The sequence below is a fragment of the Pantoea sp. 22096 genome (assembly GCF_052045955.1).
In the GTDB taxonomy this organism is placed as follows: Bacteria; Pseudomonadota; Gammaproteobacteria; order Enterobacterales; family Enterobacteriaceae; genus Pantoea; species Pantoea alfalfae.
In genome coordinates, this window is the sequence record NZ_JBQEPW010000001.1 from 870,514 (window position 1) to 894,513 (window position 24,000).

21 protein-coding genes and 2 tRNA genes are annotated in these 24,000 nt (G+C 54.1%); 8 read left to right on the forward strand and 15 right to left on the reverse strand.

Annotated elements, in window-relative coordinates; translation table 11 throughout:
• Nucleotides 1-12: 12 nt before the first annotated feature.
• The gene (gene dadX / locus ACTJKZ_RS03985; RefSeq protein ID WP_440829277.1) at nt 13-1,083 is read left to right on the forward strand and encodes a catabolic alanine racemase DadX; all 1,071 of its coding nucleotides are present in this window, start codon (nt 13-15) and stop codon (nt 1,081-1,083) included.
• On the opposite strand, the gene ACTJKZ_RS03990 is transcribed toward dadX, so the two are convergent.
• From ACTJKZ_RS03990 to yeaG, 6 genes are all read right to left on the reverse strand, one after another.
• Nucleotides 1,076-2,269 carry a multidrug effflux MFS transporter gene (locus tag ACTJKZ_RS03990; RefSeq protein ID WP_161734030.1) on the reverse strand — a complete coding sequence of 398 codons (1,194 nt, stop codon included), beginning with the start codon at nt 2,267-2,269 and terminating at the stop codon, nt 1,076-1,078. The two genes, dadX and ACTJKZ_RS03990, sit on opposite strands and share 8 nt — an antisense overlap.
• A gap of 127 nt (nt 2,270-2,396) precedes the next feature.
• Nucleotides 2,397-3,863 carry an undecaprenyl-phosphate galactose phosphotransferase WbaP gene (gene wbaP / locus ACTJKZ_RS03995; protein WP_161734028.1) on the reverse strand — a complete coding sequence of 489 codons (1,467 nt, stop codon included), beginning with the start codon at nt 3,861-3,863 and terminating at the stop codon, nt 2,397-2,399.
• Between the two features lie 376 nt (nt 3,864-4,239).
• Nucleotides 4,240-4,473: a DUF1480 family protein gene (locus tag ACTJKZ_RS04000; RefSeq protein WP_013358069.1), complete on the reverse strand. Its 234-nt coding sequence runs from the start codon at nt 4,471-4,473 to the stop codon at nt 4,240-4,242.
• A 78-nt stretch (nt 4,474-4,551) separates the two neighbouring features.
• Nucleotides 4,552-6,279 (reverse strand): potassium/proton antiporter, encoded by a 1,728-nt coding sequence (locus ACTJKZ_RS04005; protein WP_161734026.1) that lies wholly within the window; start codon nt 6,277-6,279, stop codon nt 4,552-4,554.
• Nucleotides 6,280-6,527: 248 nt separating this feature from the next.
• Nucleotides 6,528-7,802, reverse strand: a complete 1,275-nt coding sequence (locus ACTJKZ_RS04010) for a YeaH/YhbH family protein (protein WP_110330377.1) — start codon at nt 7,800-7,802, stop codon at nt 6,528-6,530.
• Nucleotides 7,803-7,891: 89 nt separating this feature from the next.
• On the reverse strand, nt 7,892-9,826 hold the full coding sequence (gene yeaG, locus ACTJKZ_RS04015; protein ID WP_003852739.1) for a protein kinase YeaG: 1,935 nt from the start codon (nt 9,824-9,826) through the stop codon (nt 7,892-7,894).
• Between the two features lie 420 nt (nt 9,827-10,246).
• On the opposite strand from yeaG, the gene ACTJKZ_RS04020 reads away from it, so the two are divergent.
• Both ACTJKZ_RS04020 and ACTJKZ_RS04025 read left to right on the forward strand, forming a co-directional pair.
• Complete coding sequence (locus ACTJKZ_RS04020; protein ID WP_222925399.1) at nt 10,247-10,996, forward strand: MipA/OmpV family protein; 750 nt, start codon at nt 10,247-10,249, stop codon at nt 10,994-10,996.
• Between the two features lie 72 nt (nt 10,997-11,068).
• Nucleotides 11,069-11,920 (forward strand): aldo/keto reductase, encoded by an 852-nt coding sequence (locus ACTJKZ_RS04025; protein ID WP_440829278.1) that lies wholly within the window; start codon nt 11,069-11,071, stop codon nt 11,918-11,920.
• Here ACTJKZ_RS04025 and ACTJKZ_RS04030 read toward each other — a convergent pair.
• Nucleotides 11,917-12,816, reverse strand: a complete 900-nt coding sequence (locus tag ACTJKZ_RS04030) for a D-hexose-6-phosphate mutarotase (RefSeq protein ID WP_440829279.1) — start codon at nt 12,814-12,816, stop codon at nt 11,917-11,919. The two genes, ACTJKZ_RS04025 and ACTJKZ_RS04030, sit on opposite strands and share 4 nt — an antisense overlap.
• A gap of 74 nt (nt 12,817-12,890) precedes the next feature.
• Nucleotides 12,891-13,889 (reverse strand): glyceraldehyde-3-phosphate dehydrogenase, encoded by a 999-nt coding sequence (gapA, locus tag ACTJKZ_RS04035; RefSeq protein WP_013358063.1) that lies wholly within the window; start codon nt 13,887-13,889, stop codon nt 12,891-12,893.
• A gap of 342 nt (nt 13,890-14,231) precedes the next feature.
• On the opposite strand from gapA, the gene msrB reads away from it, so the two are divergent.
• Both msrB and ACTJKZ_RS04045 read left to right on the forward strand, forming a co-directional pair.
• The gene (gene msrB / locus ACTJKZ_RS04040) at nt 14,232-14,642 is read left to right on the forward strand and encodes a peptide-methionine (R)-S-oxide reductase MsrB (RefSeq protein WP_440829280.1); all 411 of its coding nucleotides are present in this window, start codon (nt 14,232-14,234) and stop codon (nt 14,640-14,642) included.
• A gap of 4 nt (nt 14,643-14,646) precedes the next feature.
• Nucleotides 14,647-14,928: a YeaC family protein gene (locus ACTJKZ_RS04045; RefSeq protein ID WP_013358061.1), complete on the forward strand. Its 282-nt coding sequence runs from the start codon at nt 14,647-14,649 to the stop codon at nt 14,926-14,928.
• 30 nt (nt 14,929-14,958) lie between these two features.
• On the opposite strand, the gene pncA is transcribed toward ACTJKZ_RS04045, so the two are convergent.
• From pncA to sppA, 3 genes are all read right to left on the reverse strand, one after another.
• Nucleotides 14,959-15,567 carry a bifunctional nicotinamidase/pyrazinamidase gene (gene pncA, locus ACTJKZ_RS04050; protein WP_161734016.1) on the reverse strand — a complete coding sequence of 203 codons (609 nt, stop codon included), beginning with the start codon at nt 15,565-15,567 and terminating at the stop codon, nt 14,959-14,961.
• A gap of 16 nt (nt 15,568-15,583) precedes the next feature.
• Entirely contained in the window at nt 15,584-16,597 is a 1,014-nt protein-coding gene (gene ansA, locus ACTJKZ_RS04055; RefSeq protein ID WP_161734014.1) for an asparaginase, read from the reverse strand.
• A gap of 85 nt (nt 16,598-16,682) precedes the next feature.
• Nucleotides 16,683-18,545 carry a signal peptide peptidase SppA gene (gene sppA, locus ACTJKZ_RS04060; RefSeq protein WP_033783269.1) on the reverse strand — a complete coding sequence of 621 codons (1,863 nt, stop codon included), beginning with the start codon at nt 18,543-18,545 and terminating at the stop codon, nt 16,683-16,685.
• Nucleotides 18,546-18,718: 173 nt separating this feature from the next.
• On the opposite strand from sppA, the gene ACTJKZ_RS04065 reads away from it, so the two are divergent.
• From ACTJKZ_RS04065 to ACTJKZ_RS04075, 3 genes are all read left to right on the forward strand, one after another.
• Nucleotides 18,719-19,270, forward strand: a complete 552-nt coding sequence (locus ACTJKZ_RS04065; protein WP_285088393.1) for an NAD(P)H nitroreductase — start codon at nt 18,719-18,721, stop codon at nt 19,268-19,270.
• 192 nt (nt 19,271-19,462) lie between these two features.
• A complete protein-coding gene (locus ACTJKZ_RS04070) occupies nt 19,463-21,379 on the forward strand; it encodes a DNA topoisomerase III (RefSeq protein ID WP_260058312.1) in 1,917 nt (638 codons plus the stop codon).
• Nucleotides 21,376-21,687: a DUF1496 domain-containing protein gene (locus tag ACTJKZ_RS04075; RefSeq protein ID WP_161734006.1), complete on the forward strand. Its 312-nt coding sequence runs from the start codon at nt 21,376-21,378 to the stop codon at nt 21,685-21,687. Before ACTJKZ_RS04070 ends, ACTJKZ_RS04075 begins: the two co-directional genes overlap by 4 nt.
• Nucleotides 21,688-21,720: 33 nt before the next feature.
• On the opposite strand, the gene xthA is transcribed toward ACTJKZ_RS04075, so the two are convergent.
• The 4 genes from xthA to purU form a co-directional block, all read right to left on the reverse strand.
• The gene (gene xthA, locus ACTJKZ_RS04080) at nt 21,721-22,527 is read right to left on the reverse strand and encodes an exodeoxyribonuclease III (RefSeq protein WP_440829281.1); all 807 of its coding nucleotides are present in this window, start codon (nt 22,525-22,527) and stop codon (nt 21,721-21,723) included.
• 258 nt (nt 22,528-22,785) lie between these two features.
• A tRNA-Tyr gene (locus ACTJKZ_RS04085) sits at nt 22,786-22,870 on the reverse strand.
• A gap of 36 nt (nt 22,871-22,906) precedes the next feature.
• Nucleotides 22,907-22,991, reverse strand: a tRNA-Tyr gene (locus tag ACTJKZ_RS04090).
• Nucleotides 22,992-23,135: 144 nt separating this feature from the next.
• Entirely contained in the window at nt 23,136-23,984 is an 849-nt protein-coding gene (purU, locus tag ACTJKZ_RS04095) for a formyltetrahydrofolate deformylase (protein WP_111140030.1), read from the reverse strand.
• Between the last annotated feature and the right edge of the window lie 16 nt (nt 23,985-24,000).

Consider the following 24,000-nt stretch of genomic DNA (forward strand, 5'->3'; position numbering starts at 1 on the left):
GGGAGAGAGAGGATGTCACGTCCGATTGTCGCTACCATTAACCAACAGGCGCTTCGTCATAACCTGACGGTTGTTCGCCAGGCGGCGCCCGTATCCCGCGTCTGGTCAGTGGTGAAAGCCAATGCTTATGGCCATGGCATTGATCGTGTACGCGAAGCGTTATCTGCCACCGACGGCTTTGCGCTGCTTAATATGGAAGAAGCCATTCTGCTGCGCGAGCAGGGCTGGAAAAAACCGATTCTGCTGCTGGAGGGATTTTTCCAGCCAGAGGATCTGCAGCTGATTGACCGCTATCGCCTGACCACCAGCATACACAGTAACTGGCAAATCAAGGCGCTAGCCAGTGCGAGCCTTTCTGCGCCGATTGATATCTATCTCAAAATGAACAGCGGCATGAACCGTCTGGGCTTTCGCCCGGAGCAGGTTTCTGGCGCCTGGCAGAAGCTGCGGGCGCTGAGCAATGTTGGTGAGATGACGCTGATGGCCCATTTTGCCGATGCCGAAAATCCGCAGGGCCTGATTGCACCGCTGCAGCGTGTTGATCAGGCGGCGGAGGGGCTGAACTGCGCGCGGTCGCTCTCGAATTCCGCCTGCACCTTATGGCATCCTGAAGCGCATTTTGACTGGGTCCGGCCCGGTATTATTCTGTACGGTGCGTCGCCCAGCGGTGACTGGCAGGACATTGCCGGCAGTGGCCTGAAGCCAGTGATGACCCTGAGCAGTGAGATTATTGCGGTTCAGCAGTTACAGGCGGGCGATGGCGTCGGTTACGGCTACCGTTATCACGCCAGCACGTCGCAGCGGATTGGCGTCGTAGCCTGTGGTTACGCCGATGGCTATCCGCGCCATGCCCCGACGGGCACGCCGGTCTGCGTCGATGGCGTGATGACGCAGGTGGTTGGCGCCGTTTCCATGGATATGATCACGGTGGATTTAACCCCCTGTCCGCAGGCGGGCATCGGTTCTTCTGTTGAACTGTGGGGTGAGCAGGTGAAAATCGATCAGGTGGCAAAAGCGGCCGGAACGGTAGGGTACGAACTGATGTGCGCGCTGGCACCCCGCGTCCCGGTCACGGTTATTTAAGCGCGGTCAGGCTGCCGCGCATCTTTCTGCTGCAGCGCCAGGCGATAAAGGCCAGCGCTGCACCCAGCAGCATCATCAGACTCAGCGACAGCTTCTCCGCCACCGGCAGCGCGACGATCACCAGGCTGCCTGCCGCACCACCGGCCATCTGAATAAAGCCCTGCAGGGCGGACGCCACGCCCGCCTGTTGCTGATAGGGCTCCAGCGCATAGCTGGTGGCCGGTCCCACCGTAAAGGCCAGTCCGGCCACCGACACGGCGACCGGGAACATGTAGAGCGCCCAGTGCGTCTGCATCTCCGCCGGGAAAATCTGCATCCCTGCCACCAGCAGCACCGCGCCCAGCAGCATGGTGAAGAATCCCATTGCCAGGCAGAACGGCCGACCTGCTTTACGAATCGCTTTATTCACGAACATACTGACAAACATGATCCAGAAACCGTTAGCGCCGAACGCAAACGAGAACTGGATCGGCGTCAGCCCGCCTTCGGTCATTAGTACCTGCGGTGCCAGCGACACATAGGTCAGCACCATACCCAGCGCACCGGCATTGGCAAAGGCGAAGGCCAGGAAGCGCGGCTGACGCAGAATTTCAGCGTACTGTTTAACCGGTAATCCTTTTACCCGCAGCGTATCAGCCGGACGTGTTTCTGGCAGCCATATAATCACCAGCAGCGTAATCAGCACGCCGTAGGCGCAGAGGAACCAGAAGGGTGCGCGCCAGTCGAAGGCGCTGGCCAGGAGTCCGCCCAGCAGCGGTGCCAGGGCTGGAACGATGTTCAGTGCACCGTTCAGAAAACCATAGGCGCGGGCGGCATCATCACCGCTGAGGCGGTCGCGGACGCCGCTAAAGGCGACTACCGCGCTGCAGCAGACGCCACAGCCCTGCACCAGACGGGCAAGGACGAATAGCGGAAATGAGGTGGCGGTAGCGGCGATGGCGCTGCCGGTGATGTAAAGGCCCAGCCCCAGCAGGGCAATCGGCTTACGGCCATAGTTGTCCACCAGCGGACCGGTCACCAGCTGGCCCAGTCCCATCACCAGCAGAAACAGAGGAATGGTGGTCTGTACCAGTGAGACCGGCGTATCCAGCCCTTCAGCGATTTGCGGCAGCGTGGGCAAATAGAGATCGATGCCTAAAGGTGCCAGCAGCACCAGGCTTAATAACAGCAGAGTAAATTTTTGCATAACAACCAGAGGGTAAACGTTCTGTTAAAAAACGAGCGCAGAGGGTAATGATTCAGAGGCAAAAAAGATAGAGGAAGTCGTGCGGAAAGTGCGATGCCTGCTGTAAACAGGCATCGCAGGGTCTTGCTTAGTAAGCACCGTCGCGGCGTAGCACCACGCCTGCGGTTTTGAACAGGATCGCGATATCGGTCCAGAGCGCCCAGTTTTTGACATACCAGGAGTCAAAATAGACGCGGGTATCATAGTCGATATCGTTACGTCCGCTGACCTGCCAGAGGCCGGTCATGCCTGGCTTGGCCATCAGGTAGTAGTCGACGTCACCGGCATAACGCTCCAGTTCAGCTTCGATGACCGGACGCGGGCCGACCAGACTCATCTCACCGCGAATCACGTTCCAGAGCTGCGGCAATTCGTCGAGGCTGGTTTTACGCAGGAAGCTGCCAATCCGGGTTACGCGCGGGTCATTCTTCAGTTTGAAATCTTTGTCCCACTCCATCCGTGCCTCTTCACTGGTCGCCAGCAATTTCTCCAGCACCTCTTTGGAATTGGTCACCATGGAACGGAATTTCAGACATTTGAATTTTTTGCCATTCTGGCCCACACGTTCGTGACCATAAATTGCATTGCCGCCGTCACGTTTCACCATATAGCAGAGCAGGGCGAAGATTGGGCCAAGGAACAGCAGCAGCATCGACGCTACGACGATATCAAAGGCACGCTTCATGAAACGTGAAGAGTGCTTCGCCAGGTTATTGCTGACTCGCAGGATCATCACTTCATGACTGAAGATAAAGGACATGTCGGTGCCGTAAAGCGGCACGCCGCGCAGCGTTGGGATCACCGAGACGGACCGGCAGTTCATCTTCGACAGGAATTTCAGCCAGCGATCGCGCATCGGCTGCTGCTCATACTCCATGGCAACAATAAACTGCACATTGTCACGGTCAATGGTCTGCCAGTTAATGTCTTTCCAGGTGATCACTGGCACACCATTCACGCTCTGCTGAGCAGGAACCTCATCCACCGAGATAAAGGCCTGCACGTTGTAGCCCAGGATCTCTTCACTCTGCAGCGCCGCATACGCTTCAGTGGCGTTGCGGCCGGAACCGATAATGATGGTCTCTTTCTGCCACTGGCCCGCCTTGTTAATGGCACGTTTAACCAGAGCACGCATCAGCGGCAGCAGCAGCAGGGCATATGTCCAGCTGAAGACCCACACCATGCGGGAGAAGTCCCATTTAGAGAAGGCGATAAGCGCCAGGTCAAGCAGCGAGAAAACAAATAATGTTTTAACGATCTCTTTCAGTTCGAACCAGAAGGGTTTGCGATAGGTGTAATGGCGCAGACGTACCCAAAACCAGCCGGTACACATGACTGACATAATAAACTGAGCCACAAAACGATATTCAATCTGATGCGGTGGAATAAAGGTATCCAGCTCGCCCCAAATACCCTGTATCGTCGCGGCAGATAAAAACAGCGCCAGGTTGAGTGCAATCAGATCGGAAAAACTCAGGGCGAATTTCACGATGATATTTTTACGCGTTCCGCTCCACGAGCGGCTCGGGCTATTCATTATCAATGTACTTGCCATAAAACCTGCTCTCTTTCTCAAGTAAAAGATGGCCTGATCAGAATCAAATACGCGCTCAGGAGTGGGCCTCTGAAAAATTAAAAAATAATTTTCAGTCTGTTGCAGTCAGTACAGCCAGTGCAGCTGCAAAAAAGGTAACGATTAAAGCGTGATGGTAATCACGAAATGTTGCAGCATTGAGAATGAGTATGCAGGAGTTATTTGACAGAGTTAATACGGAAAAAATCTGAAAACACCAAAAGTGATTAAAGTTTTAAATCTATAACTACATGTTTTTGTTTAATAAAATAAGGAAGAGGTCAGTTATAACCAAACTGTTTAAGACACTTTTTAGGAATTACCGCCAAATCATATGACTGGCGGTAGTGATAGTGACTCAGGCAGGTTTCTTTAAAATCCAGCGGTCCTGCTGTTTATCGTAGTGGCCAATCTGCAGATTCACTGGCTCCCCGTCAATCCAGGCCGGTACGCTGGTATCACGATCCCAGCCATCGAGTTGGGTAATTAAGCCGGGATTGGTGTGACAGGGGATACTGACGGTGTCGGCGTTCTCACTGTCAAGATCGGCATCTACAATCTCATAACGACCAATTTTAACCACGTGTCCCATTCATTTCTCCCGTTTTAACTGGCATTGACTGTTAAGCTTAGCGCACTGAGAGAAAATAACGTGGCTGAATGATTAGGATTATTCCTTCTCTTCAGCCGGACGGACACCAATCTTAACGATGCGGTTATCCTCTTTCTCCGCGACGGTCCAGGTCAGCTGATTCCACTCCACCTGATCGCCGACGACTGGCGAGCCACCCAGCATCGCCAGCACCAGTTGCCCCAGCGACTGCTGATCGTTGGTGCGCTCATCCAGCTCGAGTCCGTAAATCTGCGCAACGTCGCGCAGGCGGGCCTCTGCATCCAGAATAAAGTCACCAAAGAAGCGCTGGTCGAGCGAAACCGGCGGCGACTGGCTAAACATTTTGCCCAGCGCCGGAAGATCGCGCTCACGGCCAATCACGCAGATGACGTCGTTCTCTTTCAGCCGTGTGCCGCCGTTGGGGTGCATCAGTACATTGTCACGGAACAGGGCAGCGATGCGGGTCTCGCGCGGCATCTTTAGGTCACGCAGCGCGGCACCGACGCACCACTTGTCGGCGCTGAGCTGATAGACAAACTGCTCCCACGGGTTTTCCGGGTGAATGTCCAGACCGATACGGCTGATCGGCGAGGCGGTCGGCGGCACCACTACTTTGGCTTTTTTCGCCGCAAAGCCCAGCGAGGTACCCTGCAACATCAGGGAGACCAGCACCACAAAGAAGGCGATATTGAAATAGAGCGAGGCGTTCTCTAAGCCGGCCATCATCGGGAAGACTGCGAGGATAATCGGCACCGCACCGCGTAAGCCGACCCAGCTGATAAAGACCCGCTCGCGGGTGGTGAAGTTGCGGAATGGCAACAGGCCAATAAACACCGACAGCGGACGCGCCACCAGAATCAGCCACAGGGAGAGGATCATCGCGGGTACCGCGATATGCCATAAATCAGACGGCGTCACCAGCAGACCCAGCACAATAAACATGCCAATCTGGCTCAGCCAGGCCATCCCATCAAAGGTCTGCAGAATGCCGTGACGGTTACGAATCGGGCGGTTGCCCAGTAAGAAGCCGCACAGATAGACCGCCAGGATGCCGCTGCCCTCTAACACGGTGGTGAGGGCAAACACCAGAATGCCGCCACTCAACGCCAGTAGCGGATAAAGCCCTGGGGCCAGACTGATCCGGTTAATCAACTGCTGCAGCGCCCAGCCACCACCCAGGCCCAACACGATACCCAGACCGAACTGCTGCACCAGATGCACCAGGAACATCCAGTCAAGGCCGCTGCGGCCCTGTTCAATCATCTCTATCAGGGTAATGGTCAGAAATACCGCCATTGGGTCGTTACTGCCCGACTCAATCTCCAGCGTAGAGCTGACGCGCTCATTCAGGCCTTTGTCACCCAGCAGGGAGAAGACGGCGGCGGCATCTGTGGATCCGATAATGGCGCCAATCAGGAAGCCCTGCATCATGTCCAGGTTAAATAGCCAGGCGGCCACCACGCCGGTCAGACCTGCGGTGATCATTACCCCGACAGTGGCCAGCGACAGCGCAGGCCCCAGCGCGACTTTAAACGAGCTGGCTTTGGTTCGCATGCCACCATCCAGCAGGATGATCGCCAGTGCCAGGTTTGAAATCAGATACGCCGCGGGATAGTTATCAAAGGCGATGCCGCCGATACCATCAATACCGGTCAGCATACCCAGTGCAAGGAAGATAACCAGAATAGGAATGCCCAGCCGGGACGAGAAAGAGCTGAGCAGAATACTCGATGCGACCAGCACGGAACCAATGATAAACAGACTGTAGACAATAGTGTGGTTCAAACCCGGTCTCCTGAGATATGACAGTGCGATGCAGCAAGGGGTGACAAATATCCATGCTATCTCTGAAAGATAATGTTTTATCAAGGAGTTGTCATTGTGAAAATGCGTATTATACGAATTGCTTAACAGCATATGGAATCAGATTAATGTGAAGAATGAGGGGGTTGGCAGGCAAGCGGGAGAAAACAGACTGTTTTAGCATGTTATTCGGCAGATAAAAAAAGCCGGTGATTAACCGGCTTAGTGCATCAGGCTTCCGTTGCCTGTTTATGGAACAGCGATCGGAATACCGGATAGATATCTTCCGGCTCACGAATATGTTCAATGGCAAAGTTATCAAACGTCGCCTGCAGATGCTCATACTCGCGCCATAGGGTCTGATGCGCCCGGCGGGTGATCTCGATATAACTGTAGTAACGCACGACCGGCAGAATGTGCTTCGCCAGAATCTCATGACAGAGCGGCGAATCGTCGGCCCAGTTATCACCATCGGAGGCCTGAGCTGCATAGATATTCCATTGCGCCGGGTCATAACGCTCTTTTACTACCTCATCCATCAGTTTCAGCGCACTGGAAACGATGGTGCCGCCGGTCTCCTGAGAGTAGAAGAACTCCTGTTCATCCACTTCTTTAGCCTGCGTATGATGGCGGATATAAACCACATCGACATTCTTGTAGGTGCGGCTCAGGAACAGGTAGAGCAGGATATAGAAGCGTTTTGCCATGTCCTTAGTCGCCTGGTCCATCGAACCGGAGACATCCATCAGACAGAACATCACCGCCTGGCTGGAGGGCTCCGGGCGCTTCTCAAAGTTTTTGTAGCGCAGATCGAAGGTGTCGATAAAGGGCACCCGTTCAATGCGCGCCCGTAACTCGGCAATCTCTCTACGCAGTCGTTCCTCCTCCAGCAGTTGTGCCGGTTCAGCATTCTCAACTTCCTGCAGCGTCTCTTCCAGTTCGTGCAGCATGCGGCGTTTACCTGCCGTCATCGCCGTACGACGCGCCAGTGAGTTCTGCAGTGAGCGCACAACGCTGATATTGGCTGGCACGCCATTAGAGGTGAAACCGGCCCGGTGGGTCTTATACTCATTAAGCTGACGATGCTGGTTGCGACGCAGGTTAGGCAGGGCGAGATCTTCAAACAGCAGGTCAAGATACTCATCTTTCGATATCTGAAAGACAAACTCATCCTGACCTTCACCATCCTGACTGGCATTGCCCTGACCACTGCCGCCACCACCGCCACCCTGCGGACGCTCAACGCGGTCATTCTGAACAAAATGGTCGTTGCCCGGATGGACCCGATGGCGGTTACCGCCGCGGCCCTGATGGAAAATGGGCTCATTAATATCGTCAATCGGGATAGAGACGGACTCACCGCTGCTTACGTCGGTCACCGAGCGTTTATTGATGGCCTCGGAGATCGACTGCTTAATTTGCGACTTATAACGGCGCAAGAAGCGCTGGCGGTTAACCGCGCTCTTGTTTTTGCCGTTAAGCCGGCGATCGATGAAATAGGCCATGGTATTCCCCCAAACTACATTGTAAGCAGGCCGGGCGAACCCGACCCTGTCAGACCGGTATCACTTACCGGCAAGCTTACAGACTCTTATCAGGACGATTTACGCACACGCAGATACCATTCGCACAGCAGGCGAACCTGTTTGCGGGTATAGCCTTTTTCCATCATGCGATCGACAAAATCATCATGCTTTTTCTGCTCATCGGTAGAGGTCTTGGTGTTAAACGAGATGACCGGCAGCAACTCTTCCGTATTCGAGAACATTTTTTTCTCAATCACGGTGCGCAATTTCTCGTAACTGGTCCAGTTTGGATTGCGACCGTTATTGTGTGCCCTGGCGCGCAGCACGAAGTTGACGATCTCGTTACGAAAATCTTTCGGATTACTGATACCAGCAGGCTTCTCGATCTTCTCAAGCTCCGCGTTGAGCGATTCACGGTCAAACAACTGTCCGGTATCGGGATCGCGATACTCCTGATCCTGAATCCAGAAGTCGGCATAGGTCACATAGCGATCAAAAATGTTCTGACCATATTCAGAGTAGGATTCCAGATAGGCGGTCTGAATCTCTTTGCCAATAAACTCAGCATATTTGGGAATCAGATAACCTTTGAGGTGCTCAAGGTATTTCTCAGCCTGATCCTGCGGGAACTGCTCACGTTCGATTTGCTGCTCAAGCACGTAGAACAGATGCACCGGGTTAGCTGCGACTTCGGCGTGATCGAAGTTAAATACCCGCGACAGGATCTTAAAGGCAAAGCGGGTTGAAAGACCGTTCATACCTTCATCCACACCGGCGTAGTCGTGATATTCCTGCCATGACTTCGCTTTAGGGTCGGTATCTTTCAGGCTTTCGCCGTCATAGACCCGCATTTTAGAGTAGATACTGGAGTTCTCCGGATCCTTGAGACGTGACAGGATAGAGAAGCGTGCCAGCGTTTCCAGCGTACCCGGTGCGCAGGGCGAGGTTGCCAGCTCACTATGATTAAGCAGTTTGTCGTAAATTTTGATCTCTTCAGAAACCCGCAGGCAGTAGGGCACCTTGACGATATAAACGCGGTCAAGGAACGCCTCATTATTCTTGTTGTTACGGAACGTCACCCACTCTGATTCGTTGGAGTGCGCCAGAATAATGCCGTTAAACGGCAGCGCCGAAATCCCCTCGGTGCCGTTGTAGTTCCCTTCCTGCGTTGCTGTCAGGAGGGGGTGCAGCACCTTAATCGGCGCTTTAAACATCTCCACGAACTCCATGATGCCCTGGTTCGCGCGGCAGAGTGCACCAGAGTAACCGTAGGCATCAGGATCGTTTTGCGCGTGGTTTTCCAGTTTACGGATATCCACTTTACCCACCAGAGCAGAGATATCCTGGTTGTTCTCATCACCCGGCTCGGTTTTGGCGATCGCCAGCTGTTCCAGAATCGACGGCCAGACTTTTACGACTTTGAACCGCGAAATATCGCCACCAAAGTCGTGAAGGCGTTTCGCGGCCCACGGCGACATGATGGTGCCGAGGTAACGGCGCGGCACGCCATACTCTTTTTCGAGAATATGCGCGTCTTCCTGCGGATTGAACAGGCAGAGAGGATGATCGTTGACCGGACTGCGTTCACCGTCAGCGCTCAGCACATAGATGGGCACCCGCTGCATCAGCGACTTAAGCCGTTCCGCCAGGGAAGATTTACCACCACCGACCGGACCCAGTAAATAGAGGATCTGTTTCTTCTCCTCAAGTCCCTGAGCGGCATGTTTCAGATAGGAGACGATTTGTTCAATCGCTTCCTCCATGCCATAAAATTCCTCGAACGCCGGATAGCGTCCCATCACACGGTTGGAGAATATTCTGGAAAGGCGTGGCTCCTGAGCAGTGTCGACCATTACTGGCTCTCCGATAGCCATTAACAGTCGCTCTGCAGCGTTGGCGTATGCACTGCGATCCTGCTTACAGATAGCAAGAAATTCCTGCAGTGTGAACTCTTCGTCCTTGGCAGCTTCATAACGCTGACGATAGTGATCGAATATATTCATAGCGATGCCCGTCCTTTCGTTTTTAGCACAGGTAAGGAGCGTAATTTAAGACGTGTAGCAGCTCCCGGAAGATATTCTCTGTTGAGTACAGCAACCCTTATGCCAACCTGATCTTTTTTATCGGGATACACAACTTTTATGGTTACTCTGCTCGTACAAAATCTCTGCTGTTAATTCTAACTGTAGATGGCTTCTAGGAAATTTCCTCCACGGGTTTGAGCGAATGAGGGGGAGATCAAGACGAATTCGGATCAGTTAAGAGATGAGTTCGTATGGGTGATGCTTTAACTTAACGTGTTTTTAACCTTTGGTGCCACATTCATCTGTTGGTTGCTTAAAGGATTTCGATATAAGTTAATCCAGCCGTAAAAAAACGTTAGACTTCCTGTTTGATTGTTATATTTATGGAATGAATAAATTGTGAACCAATTCAAATTTAAGACGCTTGTTGCACTTTTACCCTGTTGTTTACTGGCGGCGCACGCCAGTGCCGCTCCGCTTTCTGTAGGGGCATCGGTTATCTATGCCGACTCACCTTATCGTGGCGGACAGGACCGTTATCTTCCGGTTCCGGTTATCAATTATGAAGGTGAAAACTTCTGGTTCCGTAGCCTGCAGGGCGGTTACTACCTGTGGAAAGATCCTCAGAATCAGCTCTCTCTGACGCTACTGGGCTCACCGCAGGAGTACAAACCCAGCGACAACGATCTGGGCGATATGAAAGGGCTGGATAAGCGCCGCATGACGCTAATGGGTGGCGCAACCTATCGTCACACCGCCGACTGGGGGGTTGTCCGTACGGCATTGCTGGGCGACGTGCTGAATAACAGCAACGGCATGATCTGGGACCTGACTTACCTCTATCCCATCCAGATGGGCGACTTCAGCCTGACGCCGGGCATCGGTGCCATGTGGAATAGCGCCAATCAAAACCGTTATTATTACGGTGTTTCCGCGCATGAAAGCGCACGTACCGGCATCAGTCGTTACAATCCGGACGACAGCTGGTCACCTTATGTTGAGCTGAGTGCCAGCTATCAGATTGCAACGCAGTGGAATGTTGGCGTGGTAGGACGTTACACCCGCTTTGACAGCGAAATCAAAGACAGTCCAATGATTGATAAGAGCGGGCAGACGACGATCTGGACAGGTGTCAGCTACACCTTCTGATAACGCACCGAAAGAGGGCACCCAGTGCCCTCTGTTCTTTTATGGGGCCTCAGAATGAGGCGGGAGAGCAGAATGCACAACACGATTAACTTCGCTGGCTTCAATAACCTGCCGTTAATCGGGCAGGGCACATGGTATATGGGCGAAAACCCGGCGCAGCGGGCCGGTGAAGTCGCGGCATTGCAGGCAGGTCTTGAATGTGGATTGCAGCTAATTGATACCGCCGAAATGTATGCAGACGGCGGCGCTGAAGAGGTGGTCGGGCAGGCACTGCAGGGGCGTCGCGATAAAGCGTTGCTGGTGTCGAAGGTCTATCCGTGGAATGCCGGCGAAGTGGATGCCATTGAAGCCTGTGAGCGCAGCCTGCGCCGTCTGCAGACCGATTACCTTGATCTCTACCTGCTGCACTGGCGCGGTAATATGCCGCTGGAAGAGACTCTGCGCGCCATGGAGCGCCTGCAGCAGCAGGGCAAGATTCGTCACTGGGGCGTCTCAAATTTTGATACTGATGATATGGCCGAACTGTGGGACGAACCCGGAGGCGATCAGTGTGCGACCAACCAGGTACTCTACCATCTGGCTTCACGCGGTATTGAATTTGATCTGCTGCCCGTCTGTCAGCAGCGTGGCGTGCCGGTGATGGCCTATTGTCCGCTGGCACAGGCTGGACGGCTACGGGACGCGCTGTTTACCGACGTGGTGCTGAATCAGATTGCACAACAGAAGGGCATCAGCGTGGCGCAATTACTGCTGGCCTGGGTAATTCGTCAGTCTGGCATCATTGCCATTCCCAAAGCCAGTTCTGTGGTTCATGTTCATGAGAATGCTGCGGCACTGGAGGTGGAACTGACCGATGAAGAATTGCAGCTCATCGATCGTGCCTGGCCAGCACCACAGCATAAATTACCGCTGGATATCGTTTAGCCGTTGCCCCTGTCGCTGGCTGCGGCTTTCTTCTTAAGGCGGAATGTTGTAGCCAGACGTGCTGGCTTTTCACCTGCGCTGCGTAACGGTTTGCTGATACGTGCCGTCTCTACGCAGACCATCGTCTTGTAACCTTCATTTGCCATGTCCGACATACTGCAGGAGAGTTCAACACCCGGATTCCACGTGACAACGTCACTATGATGATGGTGATAAACCTCAATCTGCCGTTCACCCGCCGTATCATTGATGACCGAGCAATCTTCTGCTGCAGTAAAAATACGGTCGATGCGCCCCGGATAACGCTGTTTGCCATCACTGCTGGCAACCTCGCCATTATTGACTTTGTCGATATAGCGGTTGCCCAGACCGGAGACCTCAACCCCGTTGATGTCACTGACGGTAAAGTAGCTATGCAGCGCTGCCGTGGCTTCAAAGTCACCATGAGCTTCCAGCTCAATCTCACAATGCTGACCCAGGCGGAAGCGGGCGATAAGGGTAAATTCGTGTGGCCACAGTTTCAGCGTCTGAGCGTTGCTCTCCAGCACCAGCGTCAGCATCACGCCATCGTCATTCTCATCATGCGCCGTCAGTTTCCATGTCTGAATCCGGGCGAAACCGTGAGCCGGTTCGCCTGCCGGACCAAACCAGGGCCAGCAGATCGGTACACCGCCACGAATCGCTTTGCCTGGTGAAAACAGACTTTTGCCGCTCAGCCAGAGTACCGGCTTTTCGCCACTCGGCTGCCAGGCGATCAGGTGCGCGCCCTGCAGCGTAATCGCTGCGCGTACCTTAGGGTGACTGATGACAATCGTCGGCAGTTCGCCAACCTGACGCTGCGAAAGGTAAGGGGAGATCTGCGTAACTACGGGCAGAGAAAACAGTTTATCTTGCATGTTCGATTCCTTCCTGTGCGGATCAAAAAAAGGGCGACCGAAGTCGCCCTTAATCTTAATGATGTCTGTCTGCCTTATTTAGCAGAAACCAGCGCAATCAGGTCAAGAACTTTGTTTGAGTAGCCAGTTTCGTTGTCATACCAGGAAACCAGTTTCACAAAGTTGTCGTTCAGCGCGATACCCGCTTTAGCATCAAACACTGAAGTCAGGACTTCGCCGTTGAAGTCGGTAGAAACCACGTCATCTTCAACGTAGCCCAGAACGTCTTTCATCTCACCTTCTGCAGCAGCTTTAATGGCAGCACAGATTTCTTTGTAAGAGGCCGCTTTTTCCAGACGCACGGTCAGGTCAACAACGGAAACGTTAGGGGTAGGTACGCGGAATGCCATACCGGTCAGTTTGCCGTTCAGCTCTGGCAGAACTTTACCAACGGCTTTTGCTGCGCCAGTTGATGAAGGAATGATGTTCTGCGATGCGCCACGGCCGCCGCGCCAGTCTTTGTGAGACGGGCCATCAACGGTTTTCTGGGTAGCAGTGGTAGCGTGAACAGTGGTCATCAGACCTTCAACGATACCAAACTTGTCGTTGATGACTTTTGCCAGCGGTGCCAGGCAGTTGGTGGTACAGGAGGCGTTAGAAACGATATCCTGGCCATCATATTTGTCGAAGTTTGCACCACGAACAAACATTGGGGTGTCATCTTTAGATGGACCGGTCAGAACGACTTTCTTAGCACCTGCGGTGATGTGTTTACGCGCGGTTTCGTCGGTCAGGAAGATACCGGTTGCTTCCGCAACAACGTCAACGCCCACTTCATCCCACTTCAGGTTCGCTGGATCACGTTCAGCAGTAACACGGATTTTTTTACCGTTAACCACCAGTGCGCCATCCTGAACTTCTACGGTGCCATCGAAACGACCGTGCGTAGAGTCATATTTCAGCATGTACGCCATGTAATCCGCGTCCAGCAGGTCGTTGATAGCAACGATTTCGATGTCAGAACGCTTTTGAGCAGCACGGAAAACGATGCGACCGATACGGCCGAAACCATTGATACCTACTTTGATAGTCATATATTCCACCAGCTATTGGTTAGTGAATAAAAGGTTGCCTGTAAAATTACAAAAACCTTACCAGGCGTCAAGCGGAATCGTGTCAATTGTTGCGACAGGTCAATTCGCCTGACAGGAATAATTCGATGCGCAACCGCTTGCGCGCCGCCAATGATATCGCGTTTCGTCGAACCAATCGCCGAATATATAGGGATGCCCGGGATAAAAGGTGATCAAAGTCACAATTACGCTTTGCAGTGGACGGCTTGAAAGGGTGAGCACAAAAAAAGACCCGGTAATGTTGATCATTTGTTAGAATAATAGTCGAATTTTTCAGAATGGCACTTCCCCGGAATCCTAAAAATGGCTAAAGACACCGCACCCGACGCAAAAATCGCCGAGCTGACAGAAATGCAGCGTTATGTGACACAGCAACGCGGAACGGAACCGCCTTACAGCGGCGCACTGCTGCACAACAAGCAGGAAGGGATTTACCACTGCCTGGTCTGTGAGGCGCCACTTTTTCTCTCAGAGACTAAATATGATTCTGGCTGTGGCTGGCCCAGTTTCTATCAGCCGTTCAGTGACGATGCAATTCGCTACCTCGAAGATAATTCACACGGCATGCAGCGTGTTGAGATCCGCTGTGGCAGCTGCGATGCGCATCTGGGGCATGTCTTCCCCGATGGCCCGCAACCGACCGGTGAACGCTACTGTGTTAACTCCGCCTCGCTGAATTTCACCGACGAGCAGGGCGAACAGACCAAAGGGTAAGGCGATGAAGGAACAACTTGAAGCGATGCTTGCGTCGATGACACCTGAAGTCTACGAACGACTGGCAACAGCAGTTGAGATTGGAAAATGGCCGGATGGCGTGGCACTGACGCAGGAACAGCGCGACAACTGTCTGCAACTGGTTATGTTGTGGCAGGCAAGACATAACGATGCGCCGCAGCATATGACCATCGCTAAGGGCGGCGAGATGGTGATGAAGTCGAAAAAAGAGCTGAAAGAAGCGTTCGGCATCGATCCGGATGTCACCCGCATTCATCTGCACTAAAAAAAAGCTGGCGTCATGCCAGCTCCTTTTTTAAATCAGAATCGCGCCCTGCGCCGTCATCTGAGCAAAGGCGATTTCACTGTCCTCAGGATTGAGATTAACGCCGCGGCAACCTTCTTTGACCACCTCGACGTGATACCCCAATTCCAGCGCATCCAGCACGCTATATTTCACGCAGTAATCTGTCGCCAGCCCCAGCATCACCAGATGGGTGATGCCACGCTCACGCAGCCAGCTGTCCAGCTCGGTTTTACGACGGTGGCCATTATCAAAAAAGGCGCTGTAGCTGTCGACATCCTGATCTTCACCTTTATGGAACGTCGCATCGAACAGTGAACGATCCAGACCGGGATGGAAATCCGCACCTGCTGAGCCCTGAATGCCGTGATCGGGCCACCAGATTTGCGCCAGACCATTTAACTCGCCCAGCGTGTAGACCGGCTCACCGGAAACCGAGGCAAAGCTGCCGTGATCGGCCGGGTGCCAGTCCTGCAGGGCCAGTACGCATTCACCGTTCTCACGGAACAAACGCGCATAGCGATTAGCCACCTCGACCGTGTGGTCGCCCTCATGGACTGCCATCGGGCCGCCGGGGCAAAAATCGTTCTGAATATCAATAATGATGAGTGCCCGCTTCATTACATGTCGCTCCGTTTCAGTCTTCAGTCAGTTCGCCGCGCAAATTCTGCTGCATTCTGGCACGGATTTGATCGGCAGAGAGTTCCTGACTGAGTAAAAAGTGTAGCTTGGTCAGCGCGGCTTCTACCGTCAGGTCAAATCCGCTAATCACGCCAGCCTCTTCCAGCGCATTGCCGGTGGCGTATCCGCCCATATTCACCTTGCCTGAAATACACTGGGTCAGGTTTACTACCACGATACCACGTTCGCTGGCCTGCTGAAGTTCGGCCAGAAATTCCTTGTTCTGCGGGGCATTGCCCACGCCATAAGAACGCAGGATCAGCGCCTTCACCGGCTGACGCAGGAAGTTACGCACCACGTCGGCGGAAATTCCTGGATAGAGGGTGACCACACCAATGGGCTGAGGCGTAATGGTGTGAACGTTCAGTTCACCCTGACCGGACGGGGCAGGTGGCGTATTGAGGCGGCGAATATGAATGCCCGCTTCCAGGAGTGCGGAGAGGTTCGGCGAAGCAAAGGCGTTGAAGCCATCGGCATGAGCCTTGGTGGTACGGTTACCGCGATAAAGTGTGTTATTGAAAAACAGAGACACTTCGCTAATCGGATAGTTAGCCGCTACATAAAGAGAATTCAACAGATTCTGCTGACCATCTGAGCGCAGTTCCGCCAGTGGAATCTGCGACCCGGTCACGATCACCGGCTTGGCCAGATTTTCCAGCATGAACGAGAGCGCAGAGGCGGTAAACGCCATGGTGTCAGTGCCATGCAGAATCACAAAGCCATCGTAGCGATCGTAATTTTGTCGGATATCGTTGGCGATAAACTGCCAGTCTTCCGGGGTCATGTCGGATGAGTCGATCAGCGGCTGATATTCATGAATGGTGAAATCAGGCATCTCGGGGCGGTGGAACTCGGGCATATTCGCCAGCTGCTGCTGCAGGTGCCCTGAGACCGGAATATAGCCCTGCGCAGAGCGCTGCATACCGATTGTCCCGCCCGTGTAGGCTACGTAGATGTTTTTCTTTTGCATTAGAGAACTCAGACTCGCCATAAAACGCGCAGTATAAGGGGAATAGCGGGGAAAAGCAGCCCGACCAGCGGCCGGGCTGAGAGGTTTATCGCACTTCGCCGCAGTTCAGGCAGAAGGCATAACGATTCTGAGGATCGTTCTGCTTGTCGAACAGACCCGGCTGGGCTTTCATGGCACTCATCACATCCAGCATCGGTGCGGGCAGCCAGGCTTTCAGCGTATCCGGCAATACGGCCTGTACAGAGGCGTTCATCTGGCCCAGCACCATATCCAGGAAGGTCGGTTCATCCTGATACCAGCTCAGCATAGGTTTACTGACTTTCGCCAGCTCGCCCGCCTTCTTCACGGCATCATCGAAGTCACCCAGCGCATCCACCAGACCATTGGCTTTGGCATCGCTGCCGGTCCAGACATGGCCCTGCGCGATCGCATCAATCTGCTCTGGGGTTTTATGACGCGACTTCGCCACCAGACCCACAAAGTTGCGGTAGCCATTTTCGATAGTCAACTGCATCAGCTGCTGAACTTCCGCTGGCAGCGCTTTGGTGGTAGAGATATCCGCCAGCGGGGAGGTCGCGACACCATCTGTGTGTACGCCAATGCTGTCCAGACTGTTCTCCAGCGTATTAATCACACCGAAGATACCAATCGAGCCGGTCAGCGTGCTGGGGTTCGCCACAATATAGCTGGCAGGCGTTGAGATCCAGTAACCGCCGGATGCCGCCATGCCGCCCATAGAGACCACAATCGGCTTACCTGCGGCCTGGGCCGCCGCCAGCTCTTCACGAATGGCTTCCGAAGCCGTCACGCTGCCACCCGGGCTGTTGACCCGCAGAATGATCGCTTTGATTTTTGGATCGAGACGCGCATCGCGAATCTGCGCGGCCGTGGTATCCCCACCCACGTTGCCCGGCGTCTCTTCGCCATCCATGATGGCACCGCTGGCCATGACGACCGCAATGTTGCCATCCTGCTGCGAGGAGGCTGGTTTCACGCTGTAGTCATAGATGCTGACGCTACGGTAATCGTTGCTCTGCTTATCCAGACCAAAGGTTTTTACCAGCTCCTGATCGGCTGCTGCACGGGAACCCAGGGCATCGACCAGCTTGTTATCCAGCGCATATTGCGCGGTATCGCCTTTAACCGCGTTTAAACCAGCAATAATCGCTGCTGCGCCAGGGAAGAGTTGTTCCGGCGTCAGCTGGCGATTCGCCGCCACGGTATTCAGGTAGTTCTGCCACAGCTGACCGACCCAGCGGCTGTCAGCATCACGTGCCGCTGGTGACATGTCGTCACGCAGGAATGGCTCGACCGCTGATTTATAGGTCCCGACACGGAAGACGTGTGAGGTGACTTTCAGCTTCTCCAGCAGGGTTTTGTAGTAGAGTCCATTGGTGGCGAAACCATGCAGATCCACGGTGCCCTGCGGCGACAGATAGATTTTCGTGGCGTAGCTGGCAAGGTAGTATTGCGCCTGGCTGTAGCTGTCGCCCAGAGCATAAATTGGCTTGCCGCTGTCGCGGAATTCACGCAGCGCTTTACCCACATATTGCAGCGAAGGCTGATCGCCACCGGCAAACTCGCGTAGATCGAGCACCATGCCTTTAATGTTGCTGTCACCTTTTGCCTGGCGAATGGCATCGACCACATCAAACAGCGAATTTTCCTGTAAGCGATCACTGCTGGCACCCAGCAGCTGGCGACCAATTTTACTCAGACGGTTGCTTACCGACGGTTTATCCACCAGCACGCCGCTGAGATCGACCTTCAGCGCGCCCTGCTGAATCGGCGCTGAACTGCCGCCCGATCCGCTGACCTGAAGCCAGATCCCTACACCCACCACAATCAACAAAATCAGGAAAATATTCAGAATAAATTCCCTGATAAAATTCAATACCCGCCAGCTCCAGCGGAACAGACCTGCAATTATTCGCCACAATGTGCGCATCAGACTCTCCATAAATATGTAGCAGGAAGTGGCCGCCGCGCGGACCAGACTTCCCCGACGAGCTCATCCTAAAGAGCGGCGTGTGAAAAGTCAGCAGGAAATCACTGCGCACTGTTACAAAAAATCTGCCTGTGCCAGGATAATGGCAACATTACAGAGATCGGGAGAGAAACATGGACGCACTGGAGTTACTGGTCAACCGACGTTCGGCTTCACGCCTGACTGAGCCGGCACCGGCAGGTGACGCACTGGAAAATATCCTGCGGGCTGGCATGCGCGCCCCGGATCACGGCACGCTGCAACCCTGGCGCTTCATCATTGTAGAAAATGAAGGGCGTGACCGGATGAGTCAGCTGCTGGAGAGGGCGGCACGCGATAGCCAGCTGGATGAAAAGGCGATTAATAAAGCGAGCCAGGCGCCGTTTCGCGCACCGATGATTATTACCGTGGTGGCACATTGCGAAGATCACCACAAAGTGCCGCGCTGGGAACAGATTGCCTCGGCCAGCTGTGCGGTGATGGCGATGCAGATGGCAGCGCTTGCTCAGGGTTACAACGGTATCTGGCGCAGCGGTCCCTGGACCGATGACGAGCAGGTACGGCAGGGTTTTGGCTGCCGCGAGCAGGATGCCATTGTTGGCTTCCTTTATCTGGGGACCCCGCAACTGAAATCCAGCACCACGGTGCTCCCGCCTGACACCGCGCCTTTCGTCCGCTACTTCTAATCTGCATGTCCGGTTCCGGCAGGGTGCATTTCAGCCCTGCCTTTTGCACGGTTCCTGTGCGAACGATCGCTAACACCGCGCGTCACGCTTACGCCCGAAGCCCTGCCAGGCTAACATAGCCCCAAGATTCAAACCGACAGCGAACAACCGGTTATCACTGTGTTCCCCTGATGTTAAGGATGTCCTGATTCAATGCGTTTGTTTATTGCGGAAAAACCGAGCCTTGGGCGTGCTATCGCAGATGTGCTGCCGAAACCGCATCGCCGCGGTGATGGCTTTATTGCCTGCGGCAACGATCAGATCGTCACCTGGTGCGTGGGACACCTTCTGGAGCAGGCGCAGCCCGACAGTTATGACAGCCGTTACGCACGCTGGTCGCTGAACGATCTGCCGATCATCCCGGATAAATGGCAACTGAAACCGCGTCCGTCGGTCGCGAAGCAGCTGAAAGTGGTTGAAAGTCTGCTGGCGCAGGCGAGTGAAGTGGTGCATGCCGGTGACCCGGATCGGGAAGGGCAGTTGCTGGTGGATGAGGTGCTGGATTACCTTAACCTGCCGGCTGAAAAACGCAGCAAAGTGCAGCGCTGTCTGATCAACGATCTTAATCCTCAGGCAGTGGATCGAGCCGTAAATCGCCTGCGTGAGAATCGCGAGTTTATCCCGCTGTGCGTCTCTGCGCTGGCCCGCGCCCGGGCGGACTGGCTTTACGGCATCAACATGACCCGTGCCTGGACGCTGCTGGGACGCAATGCTGGCTACGATGGCGTGCTGTCGGTAGGTCGGGTGCAGACACCGGTACTGGGGCTGGTAGTCCGGCGCGATGAGGAGATCGAAAACTTCGTGCCGAAAGACTACTTCGAAGTTAAAGCACATATCCTCACGCCGGATGGTGCCAGATTTGTTGCCAGCTGGATCCCCAGCGAAGCCTGTGAGCCGTGGCAGGATGAAGAGGGGCGTCTGCTTAAACGCGCACTGGCCGACCATGTGGTAGCGCGTATCACCGGTCAACCCGCTATCGTCACGGCCTACAGTGATAAGCGCGAAAATGACGTCGCTCCGCTGCCATTCTCCCTGTCCAGCCTGCAGATCGAGGCCGCAAAACGGTACGGACTGAGTGCCCAGACGGTTTTGGACGCCTGTCAGCGGCTCTATGAAACACACAAACTGATTACCTACCCGCGTTCAGACAGCCGCTATCTGCCGGAAGAACATTTTGCTGGTCGTCATGCGGTCTTAAAGGCGATACAGGCGCATCAGCCCCAGCTTACCCCACCAGCAGACTTTAACGCCGATCGCAGAAATCGCTGCTGGGATGATAAAAAAGTCGATGCTCACCATGCCATTATTCCCACGGCCCGAAGCAGCGCGGTAAAGCTCAGCGAAAATGAACAGCATATCTATGAGCTGGTGGCACGCCAGTATCTGATGCAGTTCTGCCCGGATGCAGTATTTCGTAAATGTGTCATCGACCTTGATATTGCGGGCGGAAAATTTGTGGCGAAAGCGCGCTTCCTGGCTGAGGCGGGCTGGCGCGCACTGCTGGGCAGCAAAGAGCGTGATGAAGAGAACGACGGCATGCCGCTGCCAGAGGTGGCGAAGGGTGATGAGTTGCTGTGTGAGCGTGGCGAGGTGCTGGCGAAGCAGACTCAGCCGCCACGGCCGTTTACCGATGCGACGATTCTTTCTGCAATGACCGGCATCGCCCGTTTCGTTCAGGATAAAGAATTAAAGAAAGTGCTGCGTGCGACCGATGGTTTAGGAACGGAAGCCACACGTGCCGGCATTATCGAATTACTGTTTCGTCGTGGCTTCCTGGTGAAGAAGGGCCGTTACATCAATTCCACGGATGCCGGACGCGCCCTGATTCACTCTCTGCCCGATCTGGCCGCGCGCCCGGATATGACGGCGCAGTGGGAATCGACACTGACGCGTATCAGCGAAAAGGCCTGCCGCTATGATGAGTTTATGCAGCCGCTGGTGCAGACCTTAACCGGCCTTATCCAGCAGGCGCGGCAGCAGCCTGCGGCGCATGCATTTCGGGGATTACCGTCCACCGGACAGAAACGTCCGGTGCGCAAAACCAGGCGTAAAGTGAAGGAGACGGAATGAGACATTATTCAGTATTGCTGGCCCTGGCTCTGATGCTGGCGACCAGCGCAGTGCAGGCCAACAGTCGTTATCAGTCGATGCCACAACAGGGCAACAATGGTGTAAACACTGATGTAGTGGTGGATATGCCGCCTGAAGCCTGGACGCAGTCAGAGAGACGTCAGCAGGACTGTCTCCGCTGCTGTATCTTTGAGAACCGCAACTACACAGAAGGTGCGGTAGTGAAATCTGAGGGCGTGCTGCTGCAGTGTGCGCGTGATGAACAGTCTCTTGGCACCAACAACCTTATCTGGAAGATAGTGAAATAGCCGTCGCGTGGCGCTCTGCCACGCGACCATTAATTAAAAGTGGAAGGTTGACCAGATGGGGGCGTGGTCAGACGGCTTCTCCATGCCCCGAATTTCATAATCAATGCCGCTCTCAACGCAGTGTGCGGCCAGATTTTTGCTTGCCAGCACTAAATCAATGCGTAACCCACGATTATCATCAAAACCTTTCGAACGATAATCGAACCAGGAGAAGCGATCCGCTACCTCCGGGTTGTGCTCGCGCCAGGTATCCACCAGACCCCAGCCCAGCAGGCGGTCCATCCACTCGCGCTCTTCCGGCAGGAAGGAACATTTGCCGGTGCGCAGCCAGCGCTTGCGGCTCTCCTCACCAATACCAATATCCCGATCGGTGCTGCTGATATTCATGTCGCCCATAACCAGAACCGGTTTATCGGCAGGCAGATCGTCGGTCAGCAGACGTTGCAGATCGCGATAGAACTTCTCTTTAGCCGGGAACTTGGTGGGATGGTCGCGACTTTCGCCCTGCGGGAAATAGCCATTAATCACCGTGATGTCGCCAATCGGGCTGGGAATTTCCGCCATGATCAGGCGGCGCTGGGATTCTTCATTATCGCCCGGAAAACCCCGGCAGACTGACACTGGCTGAGCTTTGGTTAGCAACGCCACGCCGTAATGGCCTTTCTGTCCATGATAAAAGACGTGATAGCCAAGCTTTGCCACCTCATCCAGCGGGAACATGTCGTCATGGACCTTGGTTTCCTGCAGACCGATCACATCGGGCTGATGCTGTTCGACAAGCGCCTGAAGCTGATGTGGGCGGGCACGCAACCCATTGATGTTAAATGAAACAAATTTCATGAGATCGACCATTGTTCAGCAAGTAATGGGCGAAGATGGTAGCGATTTTTATTGAGAAAGTCATGACGGAACAGACTGAGATTGTGCGAAAGCGGGTAAGAAACGTGAGGAGGCGTAAGGCAGACCAGGAAGCTCAGGTATCGTTTTGGGAGTCGTGTGCACGATGCCCGACCCGAACCTTAATCGAAGGTTCTCATCCCTCTCCGCGCAGAACAGGAGGCTGTGATGTTTTTTTGGGATTAAGTGCGACATGCAGGATGGTGGTGGGAGAAGGATTCGAACCTTCGAAGTCTGTGACGGCAGATTTACAGTCTGCTCCCTTTGGCCGCTCGGGAATCCCACCAGGGATTGAAGTGGCTTAAGATGATTCAGATTCAGATGGTGGTGGGAGAAGGATTCGAACCTTCGAAGTCTGTGACGGCAGATTTACAGTCTGCTCCCTTTGGCCGCTCGGGAATCCCACCATGGCCTGAATCTTTGTCTCTTAAAGCGGGGCGCATCATACCAAATGCAATAAGGGTGTAAAGCGCCCACTGGCAAAACCACAACTGTTTGCCCACTTTTTACACGTAGCGCTGAATCTGCAGGCAATTCAGCGTCCTGGCTGATTAAAGAATAATCGTACGGTTGCCGTAAACGAACACGCGCTGTCCCAGCACTTTATACAGTGCGTTGCTCAGTACATTCTTTTCTACGTCGCGACCGGCACGCATCATCTCATCCGCGGTATAGCTGTGATCAACGTTAATCACATCCTGCATGATGATGGGACCTTCATCGAGATTGTCATTCACGTAGTGCGCGGTAGCACCGATGATTTTCACGCCACGCTCATAAGCCTGGTGGTAAGGGCGGGCTCCAATAAAGGCGGGCAGAAAGGAGTGATGAATATTGATAATCTGGTTCGGATAACGCTGCACGAAAGCGGGCGTCAGAACGCGCATATATTTTGCCAGCACCACGTAATCGGGCTGATAGCGGTCAATCTCTTCTGCCATGCGGTTATCGTGCTCTTCCCGCGTCAACCCCTCATGACTCACCAGCACAAACGGAATATCGAAACGCTCAACCAGTGAACGCAGGGTATCGTGGTTACCCACTACCGCTGCAATTTCCATATCCAGGCCGCCAAACGCGCTCTTCATTAACAGATCGCCCAGGCAGTGTGCCTCTTTAGTCACCAGAATCACCACGCGACGGCGACCGGCACTGTGAAGTTCCCGCACTGAACCCTGCGGCAGGGCGCTGTCGAGATCAGCGAGCAGGGTATTATCGTTGAAAATTCCTTCCAGCTCGGTGCGCATGAAAAAACGCCCGGTGCGATGATCAACAAACTCATTGTTCTGCACGATATTAAGTTCGTGCTTGTAACAAATATTGGTGATTTTGGCGATCAGACCTTTTGCATCGGGACAAATGGTTCGTAAAACTTTTCTTTGCATGGTTTGCGCTTGCATCTCAATCAGAGTCCTG

What these genes read in the sequence shown, in the direction of transcription:
- ACTJKZ_RS04070 (WP_260058312.1), top strand. Translation starts at nt 19,463, where the DNA reads ATGCGTTTGTTTATTGCGGAAAAACCGAGCCTTGGGCGTGCTATCGCA.
- ACTJKZ_RS03990 (WP_161734030.1), bottom strand. Translation starts at nt 2,269, where the DNA reads ATGCAAAAATTTACTCTGCTGTTATTAAGCCTGGTGCTGCTGGCACCT.
- ACTJKZ_RS04030 (WP_440829279.1), bottom strand. Translation starts at nt 12,816, where the DNA reads ATGCAAGATAAACTGTTTTCTCTGCCCGTAGTTACGCAGATCTCCCCT.
- msrB (WP_440829280.1), top strand. Translation starts at nt 14,232, where the DNA reads ATGGCTAAAGACACCGCACCCGACGCAAAAATCGCCGAGCTGACAGAA.
- gapA (WP_013358063.1), bottom strand. Translation starts at nt 13,889, where the DNA reads ATGACTATCAAAGTAGGTATCAATGGTTTCGGCCGTATCGGTCGCATC.
- ACTJKZ_RS04010 (WP_110330377.1), bottom strand. Translation starts at nt 7,802, where the DNA reads ATGGCCTATTTCATCGATCGCCGGCTTAACGGCAAAAACAAGAGCGCG.
- ansA (WP_161734014.1), bottom strand. Translation starts at nt 16,597, where the DNA reads ATGCAAAAGAAAAACATCTACGTAGCCTACACGGGCGGGACAATCGGT.
- dadX (WP_440829277.1), top strand. Translation starts at nt 13, where the DNA reads ATGTCACGTCCGATTGTCGCTACCATTAACCAACAGGCGCTTCGTCAT.
- ACTJKZ_RS04065 (WP_285088393.1), top strand. Translation starts at nt 18,719, where the DNA reads ATGGACGCACTGGAGTTACTGGTCAACCGACGTTCGGCTTCACGCCTG.
- wbaP (WP_161734028.1), bottom strand. Translation starts at nt 3,863, where the DNA reads ATGGCAAGTACATTGATAATGAATAGCCCGAGCCGCTCGTGGAGCGGA.
- ACTJKZ_RS04000 (WP_013358069.1), bottom strand. Translation starts at nt 4,473, where the DNA reads ATGGGACACGTGGTTAAAATTGGTCGTTATGAGATTGTAGATGCCGAT.
- ACTJKZ_RS04045 (WP_013358061.1), top strand. Translation starts at nt 14,647, where the DNA reads ATGAAGGAACAACTTGAAGCGATGCTTGCGTCGATGACACCTGAAGTC.
- yeaG (WP_003852739.1), bottom strand. Translation starts at nt 9,826, where the DNA reads ATGAATATATTCGATCACTATCGTCAGCGTTATGAAGCTGCCAAGGAC.
- purU (WP_111140030.1), bottom strand. Translation starts at nt 23,984, where the DNA reads ATGCAAGCGCAAACCATGCAAAGAAAAGTTTTACGAACCATTTGTCCC.
- pncA (WP_161734016.1), bottom strand. Translation starts at nt 15,567, where the DNA reads ATGAAGCGGGCACTCATCATTATTGATATTCAGAACGATTTTTGCCCC.
- sppA (WP_033783269.1), bottom strand. Translation starts at nt 18,545, where the DNA reads ATGCGCACATTGTGGCGAATAATTGCAGGTCTGTTCCGCTGGAGCTGG.
- ACTJKZ_RS04075 (WP_161734006.1), top strand. Translation starts at nt 21,376, where the DNA reads ATGAGACATTATTCAGTATTGCTGGCCCTGGCTCTGATGCTGGCGACC.
- ACTJKZ_RS04025 (WP_440829278.1), top strand. Translation starts at nt 11,069, where the DNA reads ATGCACAACACGATTAACTTCGCTGGCTTCAATAACCTGCCGTTAATC.
- xthA (WP_440829281.1), bottom strand. Translation starts at nt 22,527, where the DNA reads ATGAAATTTGTTTCATTTAACATCAATGGGTTGCGTGCCCGCCCACAT.